The sequence below is a fragment of the Candidatus Krumholzibacteriota bacterium genome, from assembly GCA_016931295.1.
Lineage (GTDB): Bacteria > Krumholzibacteriota > Krumholzibacteriia > Krumholzibacteriales > Krumholzibacteriaceae > JAFGEZ01.
Genome location: JAFGEZ010000032.1, coordinates 90,765 through 109,221, shown reverse-complemented (window position 1 = coordinate 109,221; position 18,457 = coordinate 90,765). Strand labels below are relative to the sequence as shown.

The 18,457-nt window shown below is 73.1% G+C and carries 12 protein-coding genes; 2 read left to right on the top strand and 10 right to left on the bottom strand.

The window, feature by feature from the left end; translation table 11 throughout:
- The first annotated feature begins 76 nt into the window (after positions 1-76).
- Positions 77-550, top strand: coding sequence for a Mut7-C RNAse domain-containing protein (locus JW876_08370; protein ID MBN1885521.1), 474 nt, complete (start codon positions 77-79; stop codon positions 548-550).
- 79 nt (positions 551-629) lie between these two features.
- Here the strand turns inward: JW876_08370 and JW876_08365 are convergent, their stop codons facing one another.
- Entirely contained in the window at positions 630-968 is a 339-nt protein-coding gene (locus JW876_08365; protein ID MBN1885520.1) for a cupin domain-containing protein, read from the bottom strand.
- The gene (hcp, locus tag JW876_08360) at positions 968-2,590 is read right to left on the bottom strand and encodes a hydroxylamine reductase (GenBank protein ID MBN1885519.1); all 1,623 of its coding nucleotides are present in this window, start codon (positions 2,588-2,590) and stop codon (positions 968-970) included. The genes JW876_08365 and hcp overlap by 1 nt, the downstream gene beginning before the upstream one ends.
- Positions 2,591-2,785: 195 nt before the next feature.
- On the opposite strand from hcp, the gene JW876_08355 reads away from it, so the two are divergent.
- Positions 2,786-3,448, top strand: a complete 663-nt coding sequence (locus JW876_08355) for a Crp/Fnr family transcriptional regulator (GenBank protein MBN1885518.1) — start codon at positions 2,786-2,788, stop codon at positions 3,446-3,448.
- A gap of 109 nt (positions 3,449-3,557) precedes the next feature.
- Here JW876_08355 and JW876_08350 read toward each other — a convergent pair whose 3' ends face one another.
- The 8 genes from JW876_08350 to JW876_08315 form a co-directional block, all read right to left on the bottom strand.
- On the bottom strand, positions 3,558-4,721 hold the full coding sequence (locus JW876_08350; GenBank protein MBN1885517.1) for an ATP-grasp domain-containing protein: 1,164 nt from the start codon (positions 4,719-4,721) through the stop codon (positions 3,558-3,560).
- Positions 4,722-4,758: 37 nt separating this feature from the next.
- Complete coding sequence (locus JW876_08345; protein MBN1885516.1) at positions 4,759-5,331, bottom strand: nitroreductase family protein; 573 nt, start codon at positions 5,329-5,331, stop codon at positions 4,759-4,761.
- 42 nt (positions 5,332-5,373) lie between these two features.
- Positions 5,374-5,946, bottom strand: coding sequence for an NAD(P)H-dependent oxidoreductase (locus JW876_08340; protein MBN1885515.1), 573 nt, complete (start codon positions 5,944-5,946; stop codon positions 5,374-5,376).
- 239 nt (positions 5,947-6,185) lie between these two features.
- Positions 6,186-7,445 (bottom strand): asparagine synthetase B, encoded by a 1,260-nt coding sequence (locus JW876_08335; protein ID MBN1885514.1) that lies wholly within the window; start codon positions 7,443-7,445, stop codon positions 6,186-6,188.
- Positions 7,446-7,515: 70 nt separating this feature from the next.
- Positions 7,516-9,375 (bottom strand): tetratricopeptide repeat protein, encoded by a 1,860-nt coding sequence (locus tag JW876_08330; protein ID MBN1885513.1) that lies wholly within the window; start codon positions 9,373-9,375, stop codon positions 7,516-7,518.
- A complete protein-coding gene (locus tag JW876_08325) occupies positions 9,372-12,686 on the bottom strand; it encodes a hypothetical protein (protein MBN1885512.1) in 3,315 nt (1,104 codons plus the stop codon). Before JW876_08325 ends, JW876_08330 begins: the two co-directional genes overlap by 4 nt.
- Positions 12,687-12,765: 79 nt before the next feature.
- Positions 12,766-13,494, bottom strand: coding sequence for a DUF4159 domain-containing protein (locus tag JW876_08320; protein MBN1885511.1), 729 nt, complete (start codon positions 13,492-13,494; stop codon positions 12,766-12,768).
- 59 nt (positions 13,495-13,553) lie between these two features.
- Positions 13,554-18,440 carry a HAMP domain-containing protein gene (locus tag JW876_08315; protein ID MBN1885510.1) on the bottom strand — a complete coding sequence of 1,629 codons (4,887 nt, stop codon included), beginning with the start codon at positions 18,438-18,440 and terminating at the stop codon, positions 13,554-13,556.
- Positions 18,441-18,457 lie beyond the last annotated feature (17 nt).

Below are 18,457 nucleotides of genomic sequence, written 5' to 3'. Positions count from 1 at the left end.
TGTCAAGCGAAATCGGGGAGCGTCGGCGACCGGCCCGGCGGCCGCCGCGAGGCGCACGGACGGGAGGTGTCGGGCGATGGAACGACCGCGTTTTCTCTGCGACCGGATGCTCGGGCGGCTCTGCCGGAAGCTGCGCCTTCTCGGCTTCGACGCCGCGCTGAACGGGGAGGGGGAGGCGGGACGCTTTCTCCTGCGGGCCGCGCGGGAGGGACGGATCGCCGTGACGGCGGCGCGGCGGGCGGATGATCGCCCGGGCCCTGCGCCTGTCGTTTTGCGAACCGCCGGCGCCGTCGAGCAACTCGCCGAACTTTTCGCGGCGATCGGTGGCGCGCCCTCCCTCGAGCCATTCACCCGCTGCATCGAGTGCAACGAGTTCCTCGTCGAGGAGCCGGCCGCCGCGGCCGCCGGCCGGGTGCCGCCCCTCGTGGCCAAACGATTCGACCGCTTCCACCGCTGCCCCGCCTGCGACCGGATCTACTGGGAGGGCTCCCACTTCGAGGCGATGACGCGCGAGGTGGAGCGGATCCGCCGGGCTCTCGGGGAGCAATGAGGCGCGAGGCCCGGCAACGCCGGCCAGGCGCCCCGCCGCATCGGGCGAGGCGCCTGCGATCGTCGCGGCATGCCGTCCCCTAGAGGAGCTTCGTCTCCGACGTGGGCCGTGGCGCCTTGACGACGAGGATGCGCGCGGGCGACGCCGCGTCGTTGACGATCGTGTGCGGGACGCGCGCCGGGCTCTCCACGAGCCGGTCGGCCGGCACCCGCTCGGTCTCCTTCCCCACCGTGATCGACGGCGTCCCCTCGAGCACGTAGAAGAAGACGTCGACCGGGGTGACGTGCATCTTGAGCCCCTCGCCCGGCTCGAGCGAGATGTGCATGGCGACGGCCGACTCGTCGTCGTAGACCTTCGAGACGCGCACGCCGTGCGGATTCGGCGCGGAGGGCGCGTTTACGACATCGACGATCTTCATCATCTTCCCTCCATGATCGCCGCCGCGTCCGAGGCGGCCTCGCCCGTCGGCCTGATGCCGAACTTCTCCACGAGCACCGTCGCCACGTTCGGCGAGAGGAAGGCGGGCAGCGTGGGCCCGAGGCGGATGTTCTTCACGCCGAGCGCCAGCAGGGCGAGGAGCACGGCGACCGCCTTCTGCTCGTACCAGGCGATATCGTAGGAGATCGGCAGGTCGTTGATGTCGTCGAGCTCGAGGATCTCCTTGAGCTTGAGGGCGATGACGGCCAGGGAGTACGAGTCGTTGCACTGGCCGGCGTCGATGACGCGCGGGAGTCCGGCGGTCTCGCCGAGGCCGAGCTTGTTGTAGCGGTACTTCGCGCAGCCGGCGGTGAGGATCACCGCCTCGGGCGGCAAGGCCGTGGCCACGTCGGTGAAGTAGGAGCGCCCCTTCTGGCGGCCGTCGCAGCCCGCCATCACGACGAAACGCTTCACGGCGCCGCTCTTGACGGCCTCGAGGATCGGCTTGGCGAGCTTCTCGAGCTGGCCGTGGCCGAACCCGACGGTGAGCGAGCCCGTCTCGATCTCCGTCGGCGAGGCGCACCCCTTCGCCTGCTCGACGATCGCCGAGAAGTCCTTCTCGCCGTCCGCCGCGGCGGGGATGTGCCTGACGCCGGGGTAGCCGGCGGCGCCCGTCGTGTAGATGCGGTCGCGGTACTCGTCCCTGACCGGCGTGATGCAGTTCGTCGTCATGAGGATGGGGCCGTTGAAGGAGGCGAACTCCTTGTCCTGCCGGTACCACGAGCCGCCGTAGTTCCCCGCGAAGTGGGCGAATGTGCGGAAGGCCGGGTAGGCCTGGGCGGGAAGCATCTCGCCGTGCGTGTAGACGTCGACGCCCGTGCCGTCGGTCTGATCGAGGAGCCGGGCGAGGTCGTGCAGGTCGTGGCCCGAGACGAGGATCCCCGGGTTGCCGCGGACGCCGATGTCGACCGTCGTCATCGCGGGCTCGCCGTAGGCGGCCGTGTTGGCCGCGTCGAGGAGCGCCATCGTCGTCACGGCCATGCTGCCGGCCTCCATGACGAGGGCGAAGAGGGCGTCGCCGTCGGTCTCGCGGGTGAGCGAGGCGAGCGCCTTGAAGGCGAAGGCGTAGATCGCCGGATCCTCCCTGCCGAGAACGGCGGCGTGATCGGCATAGGCGGCGATCCCCTTCAGACCGTAGACGAGGAGCTCGCGCAGGCTCCGCGCATCCTCGTCGTCCGTGGCGAGGACCCCGACGCCGGAAGCGGCGGCGAGGAACTCCTCCATCGACGCGCCGCGCCAGCGGGCCGCTTCGGGAAGATCGCCCGCGGGCGTCTTCGCGGCGAGCTCGTCGCGCAGGGCGATCGACTCGCGCACGAGGGCGGCGATCCGGTCGGCGCTGAAGTTGGCGTTGGTGATCGTGGCAAAGAGGGCCCGCATCGTGAACCGGCCCGCCTTCCCGAAGAGGGGATCGGCCTGATCGAGGCGCTCGGCGTGGACGGCGACGCCCCTGAGGACGTACAGCAGGAGGTCCTGCATGTTGGCCGTCGTCTCGTCCTTGCCGCAGACGCCCCGCTTCGTGCAGCCGGCGTTGCCGGCCGTCTCCTGGCACTGGAAACAGAACATGCTCATCTCGCGCTCCTTTCGTCCGGCCCGGATCGGGCCGGTCGTGTGCATGATACGCGTCACGCCGCCCGCGCGCCTTGACCGGGGTCAAGCGGGGCGGCGATTGTTCCGGATCCGTCGCGAAACGGGGCCGGCGGCGGCGCGCCGTCGTTTTCCGCCTTGCCTTCCCGCCGCGCCGCGGGTATCTATAGCCTCATGGACAGGCGCGACGGGAAGCTCTTCCAAACGGCGTTCTTCGGCGACATCGGGCCCGGGGCCCGGCAGGCGCTGCTGAATGTCGGTGTGTATCGTGAAGCCGCAGGGAACAGCGTACTCTTTCTCGAGGGGGATGTCGAGGGCCGCTTCTTCATCCTCGTCGAGGGGGCGGTCAAGCTCTACAAGCTCACCCCCGACGGCCGCGAGATCGTCATCCGGCTCGTTTGCCCCGGGGAGATGTTCGCCGAGGCGATCCTCTTCGAGCGCGACGACTACCCGGTGAGCGCCCTCGTCACGGCCGACTCGCTCCTCTTCGAGATCCCCCGGCGGGGCTTTCTCGCGCTCCTCGGGGAGCCCGCCTTCCGCGACGAGTTCATCGGCACCCTGATGCGCAAGATGCGCTTTCTCGCCGACCGCATCCTCCAGCTCACCGCCTTCGACGTGGAGGAGCGCTTCTTCCGCTTCGTCGCCGACCGCTGGGGGCGACGCCCCTCCTGCCGACCCGACCTCTCCAAGAAGGAGCTGGCGCAGGCGATCGGGACGACGCCCGAGACCCTCTCGCGCCTCCTCGCGCGGCTCGCGCGCCGGAAGCTCGCCACCTGGGAGAACGGCCTGCTCGAGATCGACCCCGCCTGCTGGGAGCTCCACGCCGGCGACGGGTGAGGCGCGGCGGGGACGCTGCGAACGATGGCCTCGCGTTGCGCACGGCACGGCGCACGGCACGGCGCACGGCGCACGGCGCCGCGGTCGCCGTCCCGGCCGGCCCCCGCCTTCAGCGCAGGGTGATGTAGTCGCGGGTGTCGGCGGCGAGGATGCCGGGGATCCCCCGCTCGTCGGTCTCCCCGAAGACGAAGGCGAAGTTGCGGAAACGCCGGTAATCGATCGGCCGCATCTCGAGGACGCGGCGGAAGAGCCGCCCGAACCCCATGTAGTCGAAGGACGCCACCCGATTGCCCGTCACCTCGGGGGGCATGTCGGCGATGGCGAGGCAGAAGAGGCGCCCCTCGAGCCCGTCGAGGTAGGCGTCCCAGTCGGGGCGCCACCCCCGCAGCAGATAGGCGTATGAGTCGAGCCCCCAGGCGATCTGCGCGATGTCGGCGGCGCACCAGCCGGCGAAGCGCAGGGGGTTGACCTCGATCGGGAAGACGCCGCCGTCCGGCTCGAGGCGGAACTCGACGTGCATGGGGAAGTTCCTGAGCCCCGCCGCCTCGCCGAGCCAGGCGAGCTCCCCGCCGAAGCGCTCGATCCCCTCGCGGACGATCTCCGCCGAGGTGAGGTAGAGCCGGTCGCTCGTGTCCTCCGGGGAGCGGAACCGGTGGTGGAGAACGTTGAGGACGACCGGCGCCCCGTCGGCGTCGTAGTGGACGTCGAGCGCGTACTCCTCCCCCTCGACGCACGCCTCGACGATGAATGTGCCCGCGTCGAGGACGGCCGAGGGGTAGTGCCCGGCTACCTGGTCGAGCTCGAGCCGGATCGCCTCGAGCGCGGCGGGCCAGTCGGCCGGATCGGCCACGCGCCGGACCGCCATCGAGAAGAACCCCACGGCCGGCTTGATGACGAAGGGCGAGGGCAGCGCGGCCGGATCGAGATCGCCGAGTCCGGCGAGCGGGACGGCCCGGTAGAAGAAGTCCGGGTGCCGCGGGGCGAGGAGCTCGCGGAAGCGGACCTTGTCCTTGAACCGGGCGACCGTCGCGGGGAGCCCCTCCGCCGGGAGGCGCTCGTCGAGCCAGCCGATGCTGTTCTCCGAGTTGCAGTAGACGAGCGGGTGCCTCTCGGCGGCGAGCGCCCGCGCCGCCTCGTTTTCCCCCACGAACGCGAGCGTCGGGCCGCCGAGCGATCGTGCGAAGGGCGTGTCGAGCACGTCGGCCCCGATCCGCGCGATCGAGGCGACGAGGTTCTCCGAGACGTAGGGTTCGTCGAGGATGACGAGGCTCATCGGTGTCTCCTTCCGCGGCGCGGGGCGCCGGCAGGTGTCACGGCAAAACGATCTCGTCCAGCGGGCGTTTCGGTACGTGGTGGACGCCGTCGTCGTCGCGCCAGTAGCGGATCCCGCGCGTCCCGCCGACCGTCTCGACGACGACGCGCTCGGCCGGCTCACCGAGGGCGACGACGAGCATGACGCGGAACCGCTCCTTCAGCGCGAGGGCGGCGGCGAGGGCCTCGCGGTCGACCGAGCCGACGATGCAGGCGCCGATCCCCCGCTCGGCGGCGCCGAGCGAGATGCTCCAGGCGGCGATCCCGTGATCGCACCCCGCCGAGGCGGCGATCGATGTGTCGTGGAGGATCGTCACGTAGGCGGCTGGGCGTTCGCCCGGGGCCGGTCCCGGCCAGTCCTCGAGGTAGCCCGCCCAGGAGAGGTGCGGGAAGATCGCCCTGTTCGTTTCGGGATCGGCCGAGAGGTGGAAGCGCAGCGCCTGGCTGTTGCCCCCCGACGGGGAGAGCCGTGCCAGGTCGACGAGGGCGAGCAGGGTCTCGCGCGCGATCGGTTGCTCCTCGCGGAAACGGCGGACGCTGCGGCAGCGCGAAACGAGACCCGAGAAATTCATCGCGCCTTTCCCCGGGGGCGGCGGTGCGGCCCCGCGGCAGCCCTAGAGGGGCAGGGTGGAGAGAGCATCGAGCATCGCCGTGCGAGCCGCGTCGTCGACGGCGGGCACGCCGAAGAGGAACCGACGCTCGAGGAGCTCCATACCGCAGAAGCCGAAGATCCCCGTGTCGATCGCCTTCCGGATGGCGTCGCCGAACCCGTGGTTTCGGTAGGCCTCCTCGCCGCCGCCGGTCGTCGTGACGACGATCGCCTGCTTGCCGGCGAGGAGCCCCTCGGGGCCCTTCTCGCCGTAACGGAAGGCGAAGCCGTGGACGAAGACGCGGTCGATCCATCCCTTGAGGATCGCCGGCATCCCGAACCACCACGTCGGGTGGATGACGAGGAGCCGGTCGGCCGCCGCGATCGCCGCCTGCTCGGCGGCGACGTCGGGGGGCACCTTCCCCGCCATGTAGCCTTCCAGGCCCTCGGCGTCGAGCCGCGGCTCGAACCCGAGGGCGTAGAGATCGTGGACGACGTATTCTCGGCCGCGCTCCTCGAGGAGCGCGGTGACGCGTTCGAGGACGGCGTGGTTGAAGCTCTCCGGCCGCGGGTGGGCGTAGACGACGAGATACTTCATGGAGACTCCCCCTTCCGGTTCGGGACCGTGTCGGCGGCGGCGATGGCCGCCCGGCCTGTCGACGGGATCGTCCGCGGCCGGCGCGGTCTGCGGCGACGAGAGCGGCGGCGACGAGGTCGACGGCGGCGCGGCCGGCGGACGGGGGAATCGTACACCGCTCCCCGCGGGCGCGTCAAGGACGCCGCCGGGGCGCGGCGGAAGGCCGCGCCGATTCGCCGTGCATCACGCCGGCGCGCCGCTCAGGTCTTGCGCTCCTGCGGGCGCGCCGCGGGGAAGAGGATGTTGTTGAGGATGAGCCGGTAGCCGGGGGAGTGCGGGTGGCGGCCGAGGTCGGTGGGCGGATCGCCCACGAGGTGCTGGTAATCCTCGGGGTCGTGCCCGCCGAGGAAGGTGAAGGTGCCCCGGCCGAGGTTGCCGTGGATGTAGCGGACCTCGTCGGCCCCGCGCACCTCGCCGAGGACGAGTACCTTCTTCTTGAGGAGGCTCCGCCGGAAGGCCGTCGTCTGGCCCATGAACCCCTTCACCACGGAGACGTGGTCCTGCACGAGCATCGTCGCGACGGGGTCGTGCTTCGCCGAGAACTCGAAGAGGGTGAACCAGTCGCTCTGTTCGCCGCGCGCGGCGGCCTCCCGCGTCATGTCGATGTCGGAGAATTCGTAGACGTAGGGATCGAGCTCGAGCTCGAAGCCCTCGAAGGCGAAACAGCGGGAGAAGTCGAGCTTCTCACGGCAGCCGGGGTCGACGCCGTCGCCGTCGTACTCGCGGGGGACGATGTCCACCGGCCCCGCGGCGAGGGCGAGGTCGATCGTGTCGCAGGCCGAGCACATCGCGAAGAGGAACCCCCCGGCGCGCACGTACTCGCGGATCGCCCGGGCCACGGCCTTCTTCTCCTCGGAGACCTTGTCGTAGCCGAGCGAGGCGGCGATCTCCTCGAAGAGGATCTGCTGCCGCATGTACCACTCGGTCCGCCGGAATCCGCCGTAGAACTTGCCGTACTGCCCGGTGAAGTCCTCGTGGTGGAGGTGCAGCCAGTCGTAGGCCCCGAGACCGCCGGCGAGGACCTCCGCGTCGTAGACGACATCGTAGGGGATGCCGGCGTAGTCGAGGGCCATCATCACCGCGTCGTCCCACGGCTGCTTGTTCGGCGGCGCGTAGACGGCGATCCGGGGCGCCTTCTCGAGACGGACCGATTCCATGTTGCCCGACTCGACCTCGGCGAGGATCGCGGCGACCGCCGCGCCGTCGGCCGCCTCGACGAGCACGCCGAGGAGCCCCGCCTCGCGGCGCCACGCCGGCGCGTCGGGGAGGAGGAAGGAGCCGCCGCGAAAGTTGAGGAGCCAGCGCGCGTCGCCGCCCGCCTGGAGGACGCGCCAGACGAGCCCGTAGGCGCGCAGGTGGTTCGTCTGGCCGGAATCCATCGGCACGAGGAGATCGGCCCGCGCCGCCGGGGCGGCGAGAAGCGCGAGGGCCAGGAATATCGCGGCGGTCGTTCGTCTCATCGCGTCGTTCCTTTCTGCGAGGCGGCGGGGCGCGTCATCGAGCCGCGTTCGCCCCGTCGGCGCCCGTCTCTCATCGAGCCGCGCCCGTCTCGCGGAGATGCGCGATCCGCGCGCGGACGCGCTCGACATAGGGGTCGTCGGGGTACCGCTCGACGATCTCGCCGTAGAGCCGCGCCGCGGCGGCCGGATCGCCCCCCCGCTCGAGGCTCTCGCCGCAGCGCTCGAGGGCCCGCGGGGCGAGCTCGTGGAGCGGGTGGCGTTCTGCGAGGCGCAGGAGCGTCTCCCGCATCGCCGCCTCGCGGCCGGCACGCTCGAGGAGCCCGGCGCGCTCGAGGAGCGCTTTCGGGGCGAGCGACGAGGCGGGGCTTTTCGCGGCGAGCGCCGCGAGCGACTCTGCCGCCTCGTCGATGCGGCCGGCGGCCGAGAGCTTCGCGGCCGCCCGGTAGCGTTCGAGCGCGGCCCGCTCCTCCCCGCGCGCCGTCTCGACGAGCATCGCCGTCTCGAGGGCGTCGTTCGCCCACCGGCTCCCCGGGAACCGCTCGGCCGCGGCGCTCAACGCCTCCACCGCTCCCGCGTCGTCTCCCTCGAGGAACATCAGGCGCCCGAGGGCCCACGCGCCGAGGGCGGCGACGCTGGTGTCGGCGCTCGCCGCGACGAGGGCGAGCCGGCGCCCCGCCTCCGCCCGGTCTGTCGCGCCGAGGAGGGCGCGCGCGCGGACCTCCTCGATCGGCACGGCGGCCGCGCCGTCGGGGCGGCCGAGCCGGGCGAGCGCGTCGAGGGCGTCGCCGGGGCGGTGGAGGTCGTCGAGGAGGATCTCCGCCCGGAGCCGGACGGCCCGCTCGCGCAGGGGGAAGGAGCGCATGCCGGCCGAGACCGAGTCGGCGAGGGCCGCCGCCCGCTCGAGGGCGCGCGTGCGCGCGGGGCCGCCGGAAAGGCGCCGCGCCCGGTCGCGCGTCCGCTCGGCGACGAGAACGGCGACGAAGGGGGCGGCGGGAGCGTTGCCGTGCCGCTCGAGGTAGGCTTCGGCCGCCGCGTCGAACGCCTCGCCGGCCGCATGGACGGCATCGTCGGCCGCGGCGATCGCTCCCGCCGCCTCCTCGGCGAGCCGGGAGACGAGCCGGCCGAGCTCCGGCTCGGCGAGCAGCCGGTCGCCCGCCTCGTCGACGTAGCGGTCGATCGGCCTGCCCGACTCGGCGGCGAGCAGCGCGTGGAGCAGTTGGAAGGCGGGGTCGCCGGCGGCGGCCGAGTCGGCCGCGGCGAGGAGATCCGCCGGCCGGCCCGTCTCGCGGAAGATCTCGAACGCGTCGCGCGCGAGCACGATGTCGCGGGTTTCGGCGAGCGAGAGCGCGCGGAGCGATTCGCGGAACGCGGCGCGCGGCCGGCCGAGCAGGCGGTGGAGCCGGACGATCTCGTTGGTCAGGTGGACGGCGTTCCGCCCGCCGCCGAGCCGCCCGCGCTCGAGCGTGGCGAGGGCGCGGTCGTAGAGCCCCGCGTCCCGTTCGAGGGCGGCGACGGCGCTCGTGTACCCCTCGCGCGACGCCGGGTCGGCGAGCGCCCGTTCCCAGGCGTCGGCCGCCTCGCCGGGGCGGTCGAGCGCGAGGAGAGCATTTCCCAGCTCGCGGAGGAGCAGGAAGGGCCCGGCCGCGTCGCCGAGGCGCTCCTCGAGGAGGCGCACCGCGTCCGCCGCCCGGCCGCCGCGCCGGTAGGCGCCGGCGAGCATCTCGGCCACCTGGTCGGCCTCCGGCTCGTCGGCGGCGAGGCGCTCGAGGAGACGGATCGCCGCGTCGTAGCGCTGCGCGCGGATCAGCGCGTTCGCACGGGCGAGATCCCGGCCGAGGCGCACGCCGGCGTCCTCCCGTTGCGCCGGGTCTGCATGGAGCCCGGTCGCGAGGAACAGAAGGAGGATCGCGACGCCCGCCCGCCGTCTCATCGCTCGCGCACCTTTCTCGAGAGGGCCCTGAAGTAGAGCCGGAGCAGTTCCTCGTAGCCGACCGGCCCCTTCTCGCGCATCGCGCTCCTGATCTGCTCGAGGAGCGCCTCGGCCGTCTCGTCGCCGGGGACGACGGGCGGGGGCGCCTCGGCCGGGAGATCGCCCGCCGGCGCGCTCCGGCGCTCGCGCGTGTAGTCGCGCCGCTCGAGCGATCGCTGGGATTCGAGCATGCGGCTGACGATCCGTTCCTGGCGGTCGAGGAGCTCCTCGTCGAGCCGGCCCCGCTCGATTCGTCCGGCCGCGTCGGCCATCTCGTCGGCGAGGTCGTCGAGCCGGCCGAGCAGCTCGCCCGCGCCGCGGCTCTCCTCGGCCGCCCGGCGCATCATCTCCTCGAGCCGGCGCTGCTCGCCGGCGAGCCGCCGCATCCCCTCCCGCTCCTGTGCCGACAGGCCGCCGCCCGCCGCGAGCATCCGCTGGAGCTGCTCGCGGATCGCGAGCTGCCGCTGCATCATCATCCGCATCCGCTGGCGGGCGCCGCCGCCACCCTGCCCCGACGAGGCGCTCGCCCGGAGAAGCTCGATGACGGCGAGGTTGATCTCCTCGAAGGCCCGGTTCGAGCCGCGCCGCGCCTCGACGTAGCTGCGCGATCCGAGGCCGTCGAGGACGACGTCCATCTCCCGCATCGCGAGGCCGAGGTGGAGGAAGGCGCCGTCGGGGATCGCCATCGTCTTGCCGGCCAGCTCGTACAGACCGCGGGCGATCCGGTCGGTCGCATCACGGAGGAGGATCTGCCTCGATGCCGCCGCCGCCTCCCCCTCCTCGCCGCGGATCGCGAAGGCGGCCGCTTCCTGTTCGCCCGAGAGCTCGACGAGGCGGCGCGCGGCGCGGGCGATCTCCGCCACGAGGGCGGCGTCGAGCGTCATCGACATCGCCATCCGGCACTGGCCGAGCGAGGAGTAGAGATAGAGCATCCCGTCGGCGGCGCTCTGCTGCGCGCACGAGGCCTCTCCCCGCTGCCCCTCCCGCAACCGCCGGGCCGCCTCGCGCATCAGTTCCTCGACGGCCGCCGAGTCGGCGCGGGCGAGCGCATCCTCGAGCATCGCGGCGAGGGCGCTGTCCTCCTGCGCCTCGGCGAAGGACGCCGCGTCCTCCTCGAGCGCCGCCATCTCGTCGGCGAGCGCCTCCTGCCGGTCGGCGATCCCGGCGTCGTCGCCGGCGTTCGCTTCCGTGGAGTCGGCGAGCGCGCGCTGCCCGTCGAGCATCTCGCCGGCGCGCCGGAGGAGCTCCTCCATCCGCTCCTCGCGGAGCACCTGCTCGAGCAGGTCGATCGTGCGCTCGAGCTGCCGGACGAGATCGGCCGTGGAGAGCTCGACCTCCTCCATCGCGGCGAGGGCCTCCTCCCGGCTCATCTCGCCGAGCAGCCGCTGGAACCGCTCGATCGACTCGCGGAGCTGCCCGTCGCGTATCCGGTCGATGAGTCGCCCGATCTCCTCCATCTTCTCGCCGATCTCGCGCGAGGTCATCCGGTCGCCGGCGAGCCGGTCGAGCGTCCGGTCGAGCCGCTCGGCCGCCTCGGCGAGCTGCTCGCCGATCCGCTCCTGCCGCTCGAGGAGCTCGCGTCCCTCTCTCCGGCGCGACCAGTCCATCTCCCCCTCTGCCTTCATCTCCTCGGAAAGCTCGCCGATCCGCTCGCGCACGCGGCGTCCCTCGTCGACGATCTCCTCGAGCTGCTCCTGCTGCGCCCTCTCCTCGCGCCGCACGTCGGCGTAGATCTGCGAGAGGGAGGGCACGAGGAGACGCCGCGTCTCCGTTCGCGCGCGGCCGGGCCCCGTGGCGGCGTTGCGGTCGACCGCCTCGAGGAAGAAGAGGACGCGATCGCCGGGGAAAAGCCCCGCGCCGGCGAGCGACCAGGCGTGCGTTGCCTCGAACGAGCGCGTCCCCGCCGGTGGACGCTCTATCGCGACGGCTTGGAACCCCTCGTCCTTCCCCTCGCGCATGAAGTGGAGGCGGACGGGGCCGAGCCCGTAGTCGTCGTCGGCCCGGTAGACGACCGCCGTCTCGAAGGACCGCGGCAGAAGATCGCCGTCGGCCGGCGCGAGGATCTCGACGCCGGGTGCGCGGTCCTCCCGCGCGTGGACGGCGCGGGGCACGGGGCGCTCGTTGTCGAGGCCGAGCGAGTCGACGACGCGCACGCGGAAGGTGTCGTCGTCCTCGACGGTGAAGGCGGCGCGGAAGAGGCGGCCGGCCGGCTCGACGGGCTCTTTCTTCCCCGACGAGAAGGAAATCGTCCCCGAGGCGACCGGCGCGCTCGCCTCCCCCTCGATCGTCACGCGCGTGCCGGCGAGCGCCTCGAGGCGGCCGACGAGCGGGCTGACGGTGTCGGGGGGCAGGCCGGTGTAGGACGGCGCTTCGAGCACGGCGGCGAGCCCGTTCACGACGGGGCGGCGCGCCACGCGGACGGCCCGCTCGGCCGTTCGCGCGCCGTCGGCGTCGAAGACGTACCGGACGTCGCCGGGCAGCCCCTCGAAGGTGTGGCGGTAGACGACGAGAGGGGCGCCCGCCGCGCCGGCGGTGTCGGGCAGGAGCGGATCGCTCCGCCAGACGCCCGGCGCCGGGCTCGAGAGGAGCGACACCGCGCGCGGCGTCCTGCCGAAGCTCGTCGCCTCCACCGTCACGTCGTCGCCGGCGATCGCCCGCGACGGCGCACGCGTCACGACGAGGTTGACCGCCGTCCCGCCGCGGAAGGAGAGGGTCGGGTCGGCGATCCAGCGGGCGACGCGCGCGCCGCCCCCCGCAACGGTCATCAGGCCGCAGACGAGCCCCGCGGCGAGGGCCGCGGCGAGGAGCCGCGGCCGGCCCGCGTCGGCGAAGAGGCGGCGGGCGTCGAGCGAGGCGAGCCCGGCGGCCCCCCGGCGCAGCGTCTCCTCGACGAGGAAGGGCGAGCTCGCCGGCGGCGGATCGTGCGCGAACTCCCGGGCGGCGGCGAAGAAGCCCCCGCGCCCGGCGAGCCGGCCGACCGACAGGGCGAGCCGCGCGGGGCCGGGCGGCGGCAGGATCCGCGGCAGGGCCGAGGCGATGGCGACTGCGACGCCCCCCCAGAAGAGGAGGAAGACGGCGAAGGGCGCGGCGCGCGAGCCGGGCGCGAGGCGCTCGAGGGCGAGCCCCGCGGCGAGGGCGGCGAGGGCGGCGAGCGAGACGGCCGCGACCAGGCCGCGGGCGAGGGCCGCGCGGCGGGCGCGCGCGAGCCGCGCGAGCGCGGCGTCGAATCCCGCCTCCGTCGCCGGGTCCCGTCTGCTGCGTGTCCCCGTCATCGGGTCGTTCCCCGTTCCTTCCGTATCGTGCGGCGGGCGTGGGCCGGTCGCGCATCCGGCGCGCGGCCCGCCCGCCGTCTCACCTCGTCAGCGCGTAGTAGAGGATGTTGACCGCCATCTTCATGGCCGCCTCGCGCTTCTCCGCGGGATCGCCGTGGACGTCGGCGTCCTCGAGGCCGTCGCCGACGTCGCTCTCGTACGTGTAGAAGAGGACGAGGCGCGTTCCGTCGAAGACGCCGAGACCGCGCGGCGGTTTGCCGTCGTGCTCGTGGATCTTCGGCGGCCCGTCGAGATCGTAGAAGCAGTGGTAGATCGGGTGGTCGAGCGGGACGTCGACGAGCGGCCGCGCGGGGAAGAGCTCGGCGACGAGCGCCCGGAACGAGGCGTCCATCCCGTAGTTGTCGTCCGCCCAGAGGAAACCGCCGCGGAGAAGATGCCCGCGCACCGCCTCGATCCCCTCCGGCGAGAGCCGCACCGTCCCGTGCCCCGTGACGTAGAGGAAGGGGTAGGCGGCGAGATCGACCGCCTCCGCCTCGACGATCGCCTCGTCGCGCGTCGTGCGGATCTCCGTGCGCCGCTCGAACTCGCCGAGGAGGTTGGGGAGCGAGGAGGGGTCGCTGTACCAGTCGCCGCCCCCGCCGTACTTGAGCCGCGCGATCGTCACCCGCCCCGCGGCTGGCCCGGTCGCGCCGGTTGCGGCTGGCCAGGCCGGCCCCGCGGCGGCCGGCGCGGCAGGCGGCAGGAGCAGGAAGGCGGCGGCGAGCGCCGCGCGGCCCGCTCGCAGGATCCGTGTCGTGCGTCGTTCCATACGGTCATTATACACGCGGAAGCCCCCCGGCGCAGGGAGAGATCGGTCGGCCGCGCGCCTCATGCCCCGGCGGGGGCGGCGGGCAGATCGATTGTCGCCTCCACCCCTCCCCCGTCCCCGCGGGCGCGGAGCGCCACCTCGCCGTCCATCTCGCGCGCGAGGCCCTGGCAGATCGCGAGCCCCAGCCCCGTGCCGTTCGTCTTCGTGGAGAAGTAGGGCTCGAAGAGCCGTTCGGCCGCCTCGGGCGAGAGCCCCGCCCCGTCGTCGAGGACGGCGATCCGCACGCGCCCGCCGGCCGCCCTCCAGCCGACGTCGATCCGCCCCTCGCCGGCGACCGCGTCGACGGCGTTCTCCAGGAGGTTGACGACGATCTTGCGCAGCGCCTCGCGGTCGGCCGCGACGGCGGCCGGCTCCGCCGCGGCGAGAGCGACCGTGACCCGCTCCATCCCCGTGTAGGGCGAGATGATCTCCTCGAGGAAGGGCCCCACGTCGACCCGCTCGGGATGCAGGTTCGTCACCTTGCCGAAGCTCGAGAACTCCGAGGAGATCCGCCGGAGGATCTCGGTCTGCTGCACGATCGTCTCGACGCCGCTCTCGAGGATCTCGTCGAAGCCGTCGGCCTTCGCCTCCCAGGCGCGGCGCATGAACTGCGCGGAGAGGCGGATCGGCGTGAGGGGGTTCTTCACCTCGTGGGCGATCTGGCGCGCCATCTCCATCCACGCGGCGAGCTTGTTCGAGCGGATCAGCTCGGTGAGGTCGTCGAAGACGACGACCGTGCCGAGGCGCTCGCCCTCCGCCTCGAGCGCGGCGACGACCGCCTTGATGGTCCGCCGCCTGTCGCCGGAGAAGAGGGTGACCTCCCGCTCCTCCACGCCGCCGCCGTCGCCGCCGAAGAGGGCGAGGAGCGGCTCGATGCCCGGCTCGTCGACCGCGGCGGGCTCGCGCCCCTCGATGCGGGCGCGGTCGATGCCGAGGATCCGCTCGCCGGAGGGGTTGAGCGTGGTGAACCGGCCCGCGCGGTCGGTGGCGAGGACGCCGGTGGCCGCGTTGCCGAGGACCGCCTCGAGGTAGCGCTGGCGCTCGAGCAGGCCGCGCCGGGCCTCGCCGAGGGCGGCCGTCATCGTGTTGAAGGAGTCGACGAGCTCGCCGATCTCGTCGCGCGCCCCCGAGGCGAGCCGGAACTCGAGGTCGCCGTCGATGATCCGCCGCGTCCCCCGGCGGAGCTCGGCGAGCGGGTTGAAGATCCTGCCGGCGAGGAAGACGCCGAGCGTGACGGTGGCCACGAAGAGGAGCGTGAGGAGCCCGAGGATCAGGGCCGAGGTCTTGAGCACCTCGCGCCGCACGTCGGCGGGCTGGTAGAGCATCGGCACGCTGAGCACGCCTGCCTCCGCCCCGCGGGCCGGCGCGAGCGCGGCGCTGCCCACCTGGTAGGCGTAGTCGCCGATCGTGGCGTCGACGACCGCGGCCCGGCTGCGGCCGAGGACGATGTCCGCGTAGGTGGAGGCGGCGAGCAGCGGGTCGATGAACCCGCCGGTGACGAGCTCCCGCTCGCTCGTGGCGGCGACCGTGCCGGCGTAGTAGATGTTCACGTCGTAGCCGAGGACGTCGGCCGCCATCGAGGCGAAGCCGTCGTCGATCGGGCGCCGGTAGACGAGCCGCCCCGTCTCGCCGCCGGGCAGCGGGGCCGGCACCGTCACGCCCCCCCAGAGGCGGCCCTCCGCGAAGGAGACGGTGAGGTCGCCGGCCGCCGCGCTGGGGCCGGCGGCGGCGTTCAGGATCTTCGCGGCGCCGGCGGCCGCATCCGCCCCGGCGGCCCCACCCATCCCGCCCGATTTGTTCGTTCCGTTCGTTACGCCGGCGTCGCCCGCGACGAACGCCCCCGACGCGTCGTAGAGGGCCCAGCGGCGATCGGGGGCCACGCGGTCCGGCGCCGCTGCGAAGGAGGTTGCCTCGGCCCGCACCGACTGCCCGATCATCGAGGCGGCTGCGCGCGCCCCGGCGAGCGCGTCGCGCTCCCCCTCGGCCCGGAAGCGCCCCTGGATGTAGCGTCCCGAGAAGACGCCGAGGATCACCACCGGGACGATCGCCACGGCGAAGAAGGAGAGGAGCAGCTTCTGGCGGAACCCCGGCGGCCCGCTGAAGCGGACGGCGGGTGTCACGCTCCCCAGCAGGCCGAGCTGGCGGACGACGAGGAGCGCGAGGAGCGAGAGGACGGTCAGGGCCACGTCGAGCGAGACGACCGTCGCCCACATGAGGACGTTCTCCACGGCGCCGGCGTCGCGGTAGCCCACGAGGAACCCCTCGCCCGACGCGTCGACCGCCGAGACGCAGTCGTAGGCGTCGCCCTCGAGATCGAGGCGGAACCACTCGCCCGGCCCGGCGGGCAGCGGCGTCCCCCCGACGAGCCGCGGCGTGGAGGAGCCCGCGACGACGCCTCCCCGGACGCGGGCGACGAGGAGGTTCTCCGGCTCGTCGATCCGCGGGGCGACCGAGCCCACGTCGATGTTGTGGAGGATCTCCGGCGCGGCCGGCCCCGAGCGGGCGAGGAACTCGGGGTTCTCGAAGAAGTAGGGGATGACGATCTCGACGCGCCCGATCCGCCGCCCGCGCAGGTCGTGCACCGGGGCGACGCCGCCGAGGAAGAAGATCGCCCCCTCGCCGGTCTCCTGGCGCATGTCGTAGACGGCGGGGCGCTCCGCTTCGGCCGCGGCGGCAGGGAGGTCGGGAGGCGAGACGATCGGCATCCCCACGGCGAAGCGCGAGTAGCGCCGTCCCGCCGCGTCGAACACGCGGAAGAGGCAGGAGAGGTTGAAGCGGCTGAGCGCGCTCTCCGCCCAGATCTCGAATGCGGTCGACTCGCGGCGCGAGATGATCTTCGAGGCGACGTCGCGGTCGTTCGCGATGTCCTGGCAGAGGTCGGGGAGGATCACCTGCAGCCAGTTGTCCTCCGGGTAGTTGAAATCCTGCGCCTTCTCGATCACCCGCTGCCGCCGCAGCTCCGTGTAGCGGCCGTTCGCCGCGCCGTAGATGACGAAGGAGGTGACGAGGACGAGGAAGAACGAGGCGAAGACGACCGAGGTGATCTCGTCCTTGCGCAACAGCGGGAAGATGCGGAAGGCGAGCAAAACGAGCGCGGCCGCGGCGATCGGCAGCGTCCAGTGGCCGCCGGGAAGAAGAACGAGCGCGACGAGCGCGGCCCCGGCAGCGGCGATCCCCTCGCCGAGTGCGGCGCCTCCCGAGACGAGCGCGAGCCGCACGGCGAAAAGGCAGAGGATGAAGAGCCCCGCCACGCCGAAGAGGAGGGCGAGGTGGAGCGCGACGACGGGGAGCTCGAGCAGGCTCACATCCAGCCCGATGAGCCGCGGGTTGGCGTTGAGGACGACGCGCGTGACGAGACGGACCGCCCCCCCGAGCGACAGGGCGAGGGCGGCGAAGATGACGGCCGCCTTGCCCAGCGCGCGGACGGGCCGCATGCGGCTGCCGCGGACGAACCCCCGCTCGAGCGCGCCGGGGTAGTAGGTACGGAAGTTCTTGATCGAGCCGAGGACCAGCATGAGGAAGAAGAGCGCGGTGAGCAGGAAATCCCCCGTCGTGCGCGTCAGGCCGCCGGGGATGTCGTCGGCGAAGAGGGCCGGGTCGAAGAGGTTGGTGCCGAAGAACCGGCTCGGGATGTCGAGCCGGAGGAGCAGGACGCGGATCAGGGCGAGAAAACCGAGCAGGATGACCACGCGCCGGGCGAGGACTGGCCACTTCCGGCGCCCCCGGGCGCTGCGCTTGCCGAACCTGCCGTAGGTCCAGCGCGCGATGACGACGACGGCGAGGGCGACGACGAGCCCGGCGAGAAAGCTGCGGCGCGACTCGCGCTCGGCGACGACCGTGGCGTAGGGATCGCCGCTGACCCGCAGGTGGGCGAGCGGCAGCCCCTTCTCCGAGACGACGATGCCGTAGACGCGCACCCCCTCGTCGGTGGTGTAGCGGATCTGCGGCCTCTCCCGCGCGGCCGGCTCCTCCTCCCAGCGCATCGCACCGCGATGCTCTCCCATCGAGAAGTTGAAGCTCACGCGCTCGCCCCAGCGCTCGCTCAGCACCTCGCCGAGGCCCGTGCTGCGCAGGAACCGGTTGTTGATCCGGTAGTTCACCTCGAGGGGGATGTCCACCACGGCGCGCGCGCCGCCGGGGAGCGGTTCCACCCGGACGAGCAGCGTGTACATCCGCGTCCTGGCGGTGAAGATCCGCGTGTCGTCGACCGGCCCGGGGATCGGCTCGAGGTAGCGCGGCCGGCCGCCCCAGGCGATGCGCGCGCCGCCGGCCGAGCGGACCTGGACGCCGATCTCGCCGAAGGGCCGGGCTCGCCCGCCGAGCGCCCCCGCGAGTGAATCGAGCGCGGCGACGAGCCTGACGCGCCCGCCGGACCCGAGGTTCGAGACGTCCGGCCCCGCGGCCCGCACCGCGGCGGCCGCGGCCTCCGCCGCCGTCTCCTCCAGCTCGCCGACGACCCTCCCGGTCTCCTCGAAGAGACCGGTGAGGCGGGCCTCCTCCCCCGCGTACCACGACTCCTCGCCGCCGCCGGTGGGCCGGGCGAAGAAGAGGACGACCATGACGAGGGCGAGCGGCACGAGCGGCACGAGCGTGACGGCGCGGCCCGGCTCGCGCATCCCCTCATCCGTTCCCTCTTCTTCGCCGCGCTCGACGATGTGCTCGAGGCGGCGCGGGTACCAGCGGCCCCGCGGCGCGGGCTCGCCCGGCGGCCCGTAGCCGCCGCGCCCGGTGTGGGGCACGAAGAGGAAGACGATGAACCCGGCGTCGAGGAGAACGAGCATCAGCCACACGGGCGCGGAGAGGACGATGCGATCGAGCGAGATGAGGACGATGAAGAAGACGAGGACGCCGACGAGGAAGGTCCAGAGCGCGATGCCGAAGGCTGTCTGTTCGCGGTTCCGCTTCACGGCACGCAGACTCCGGT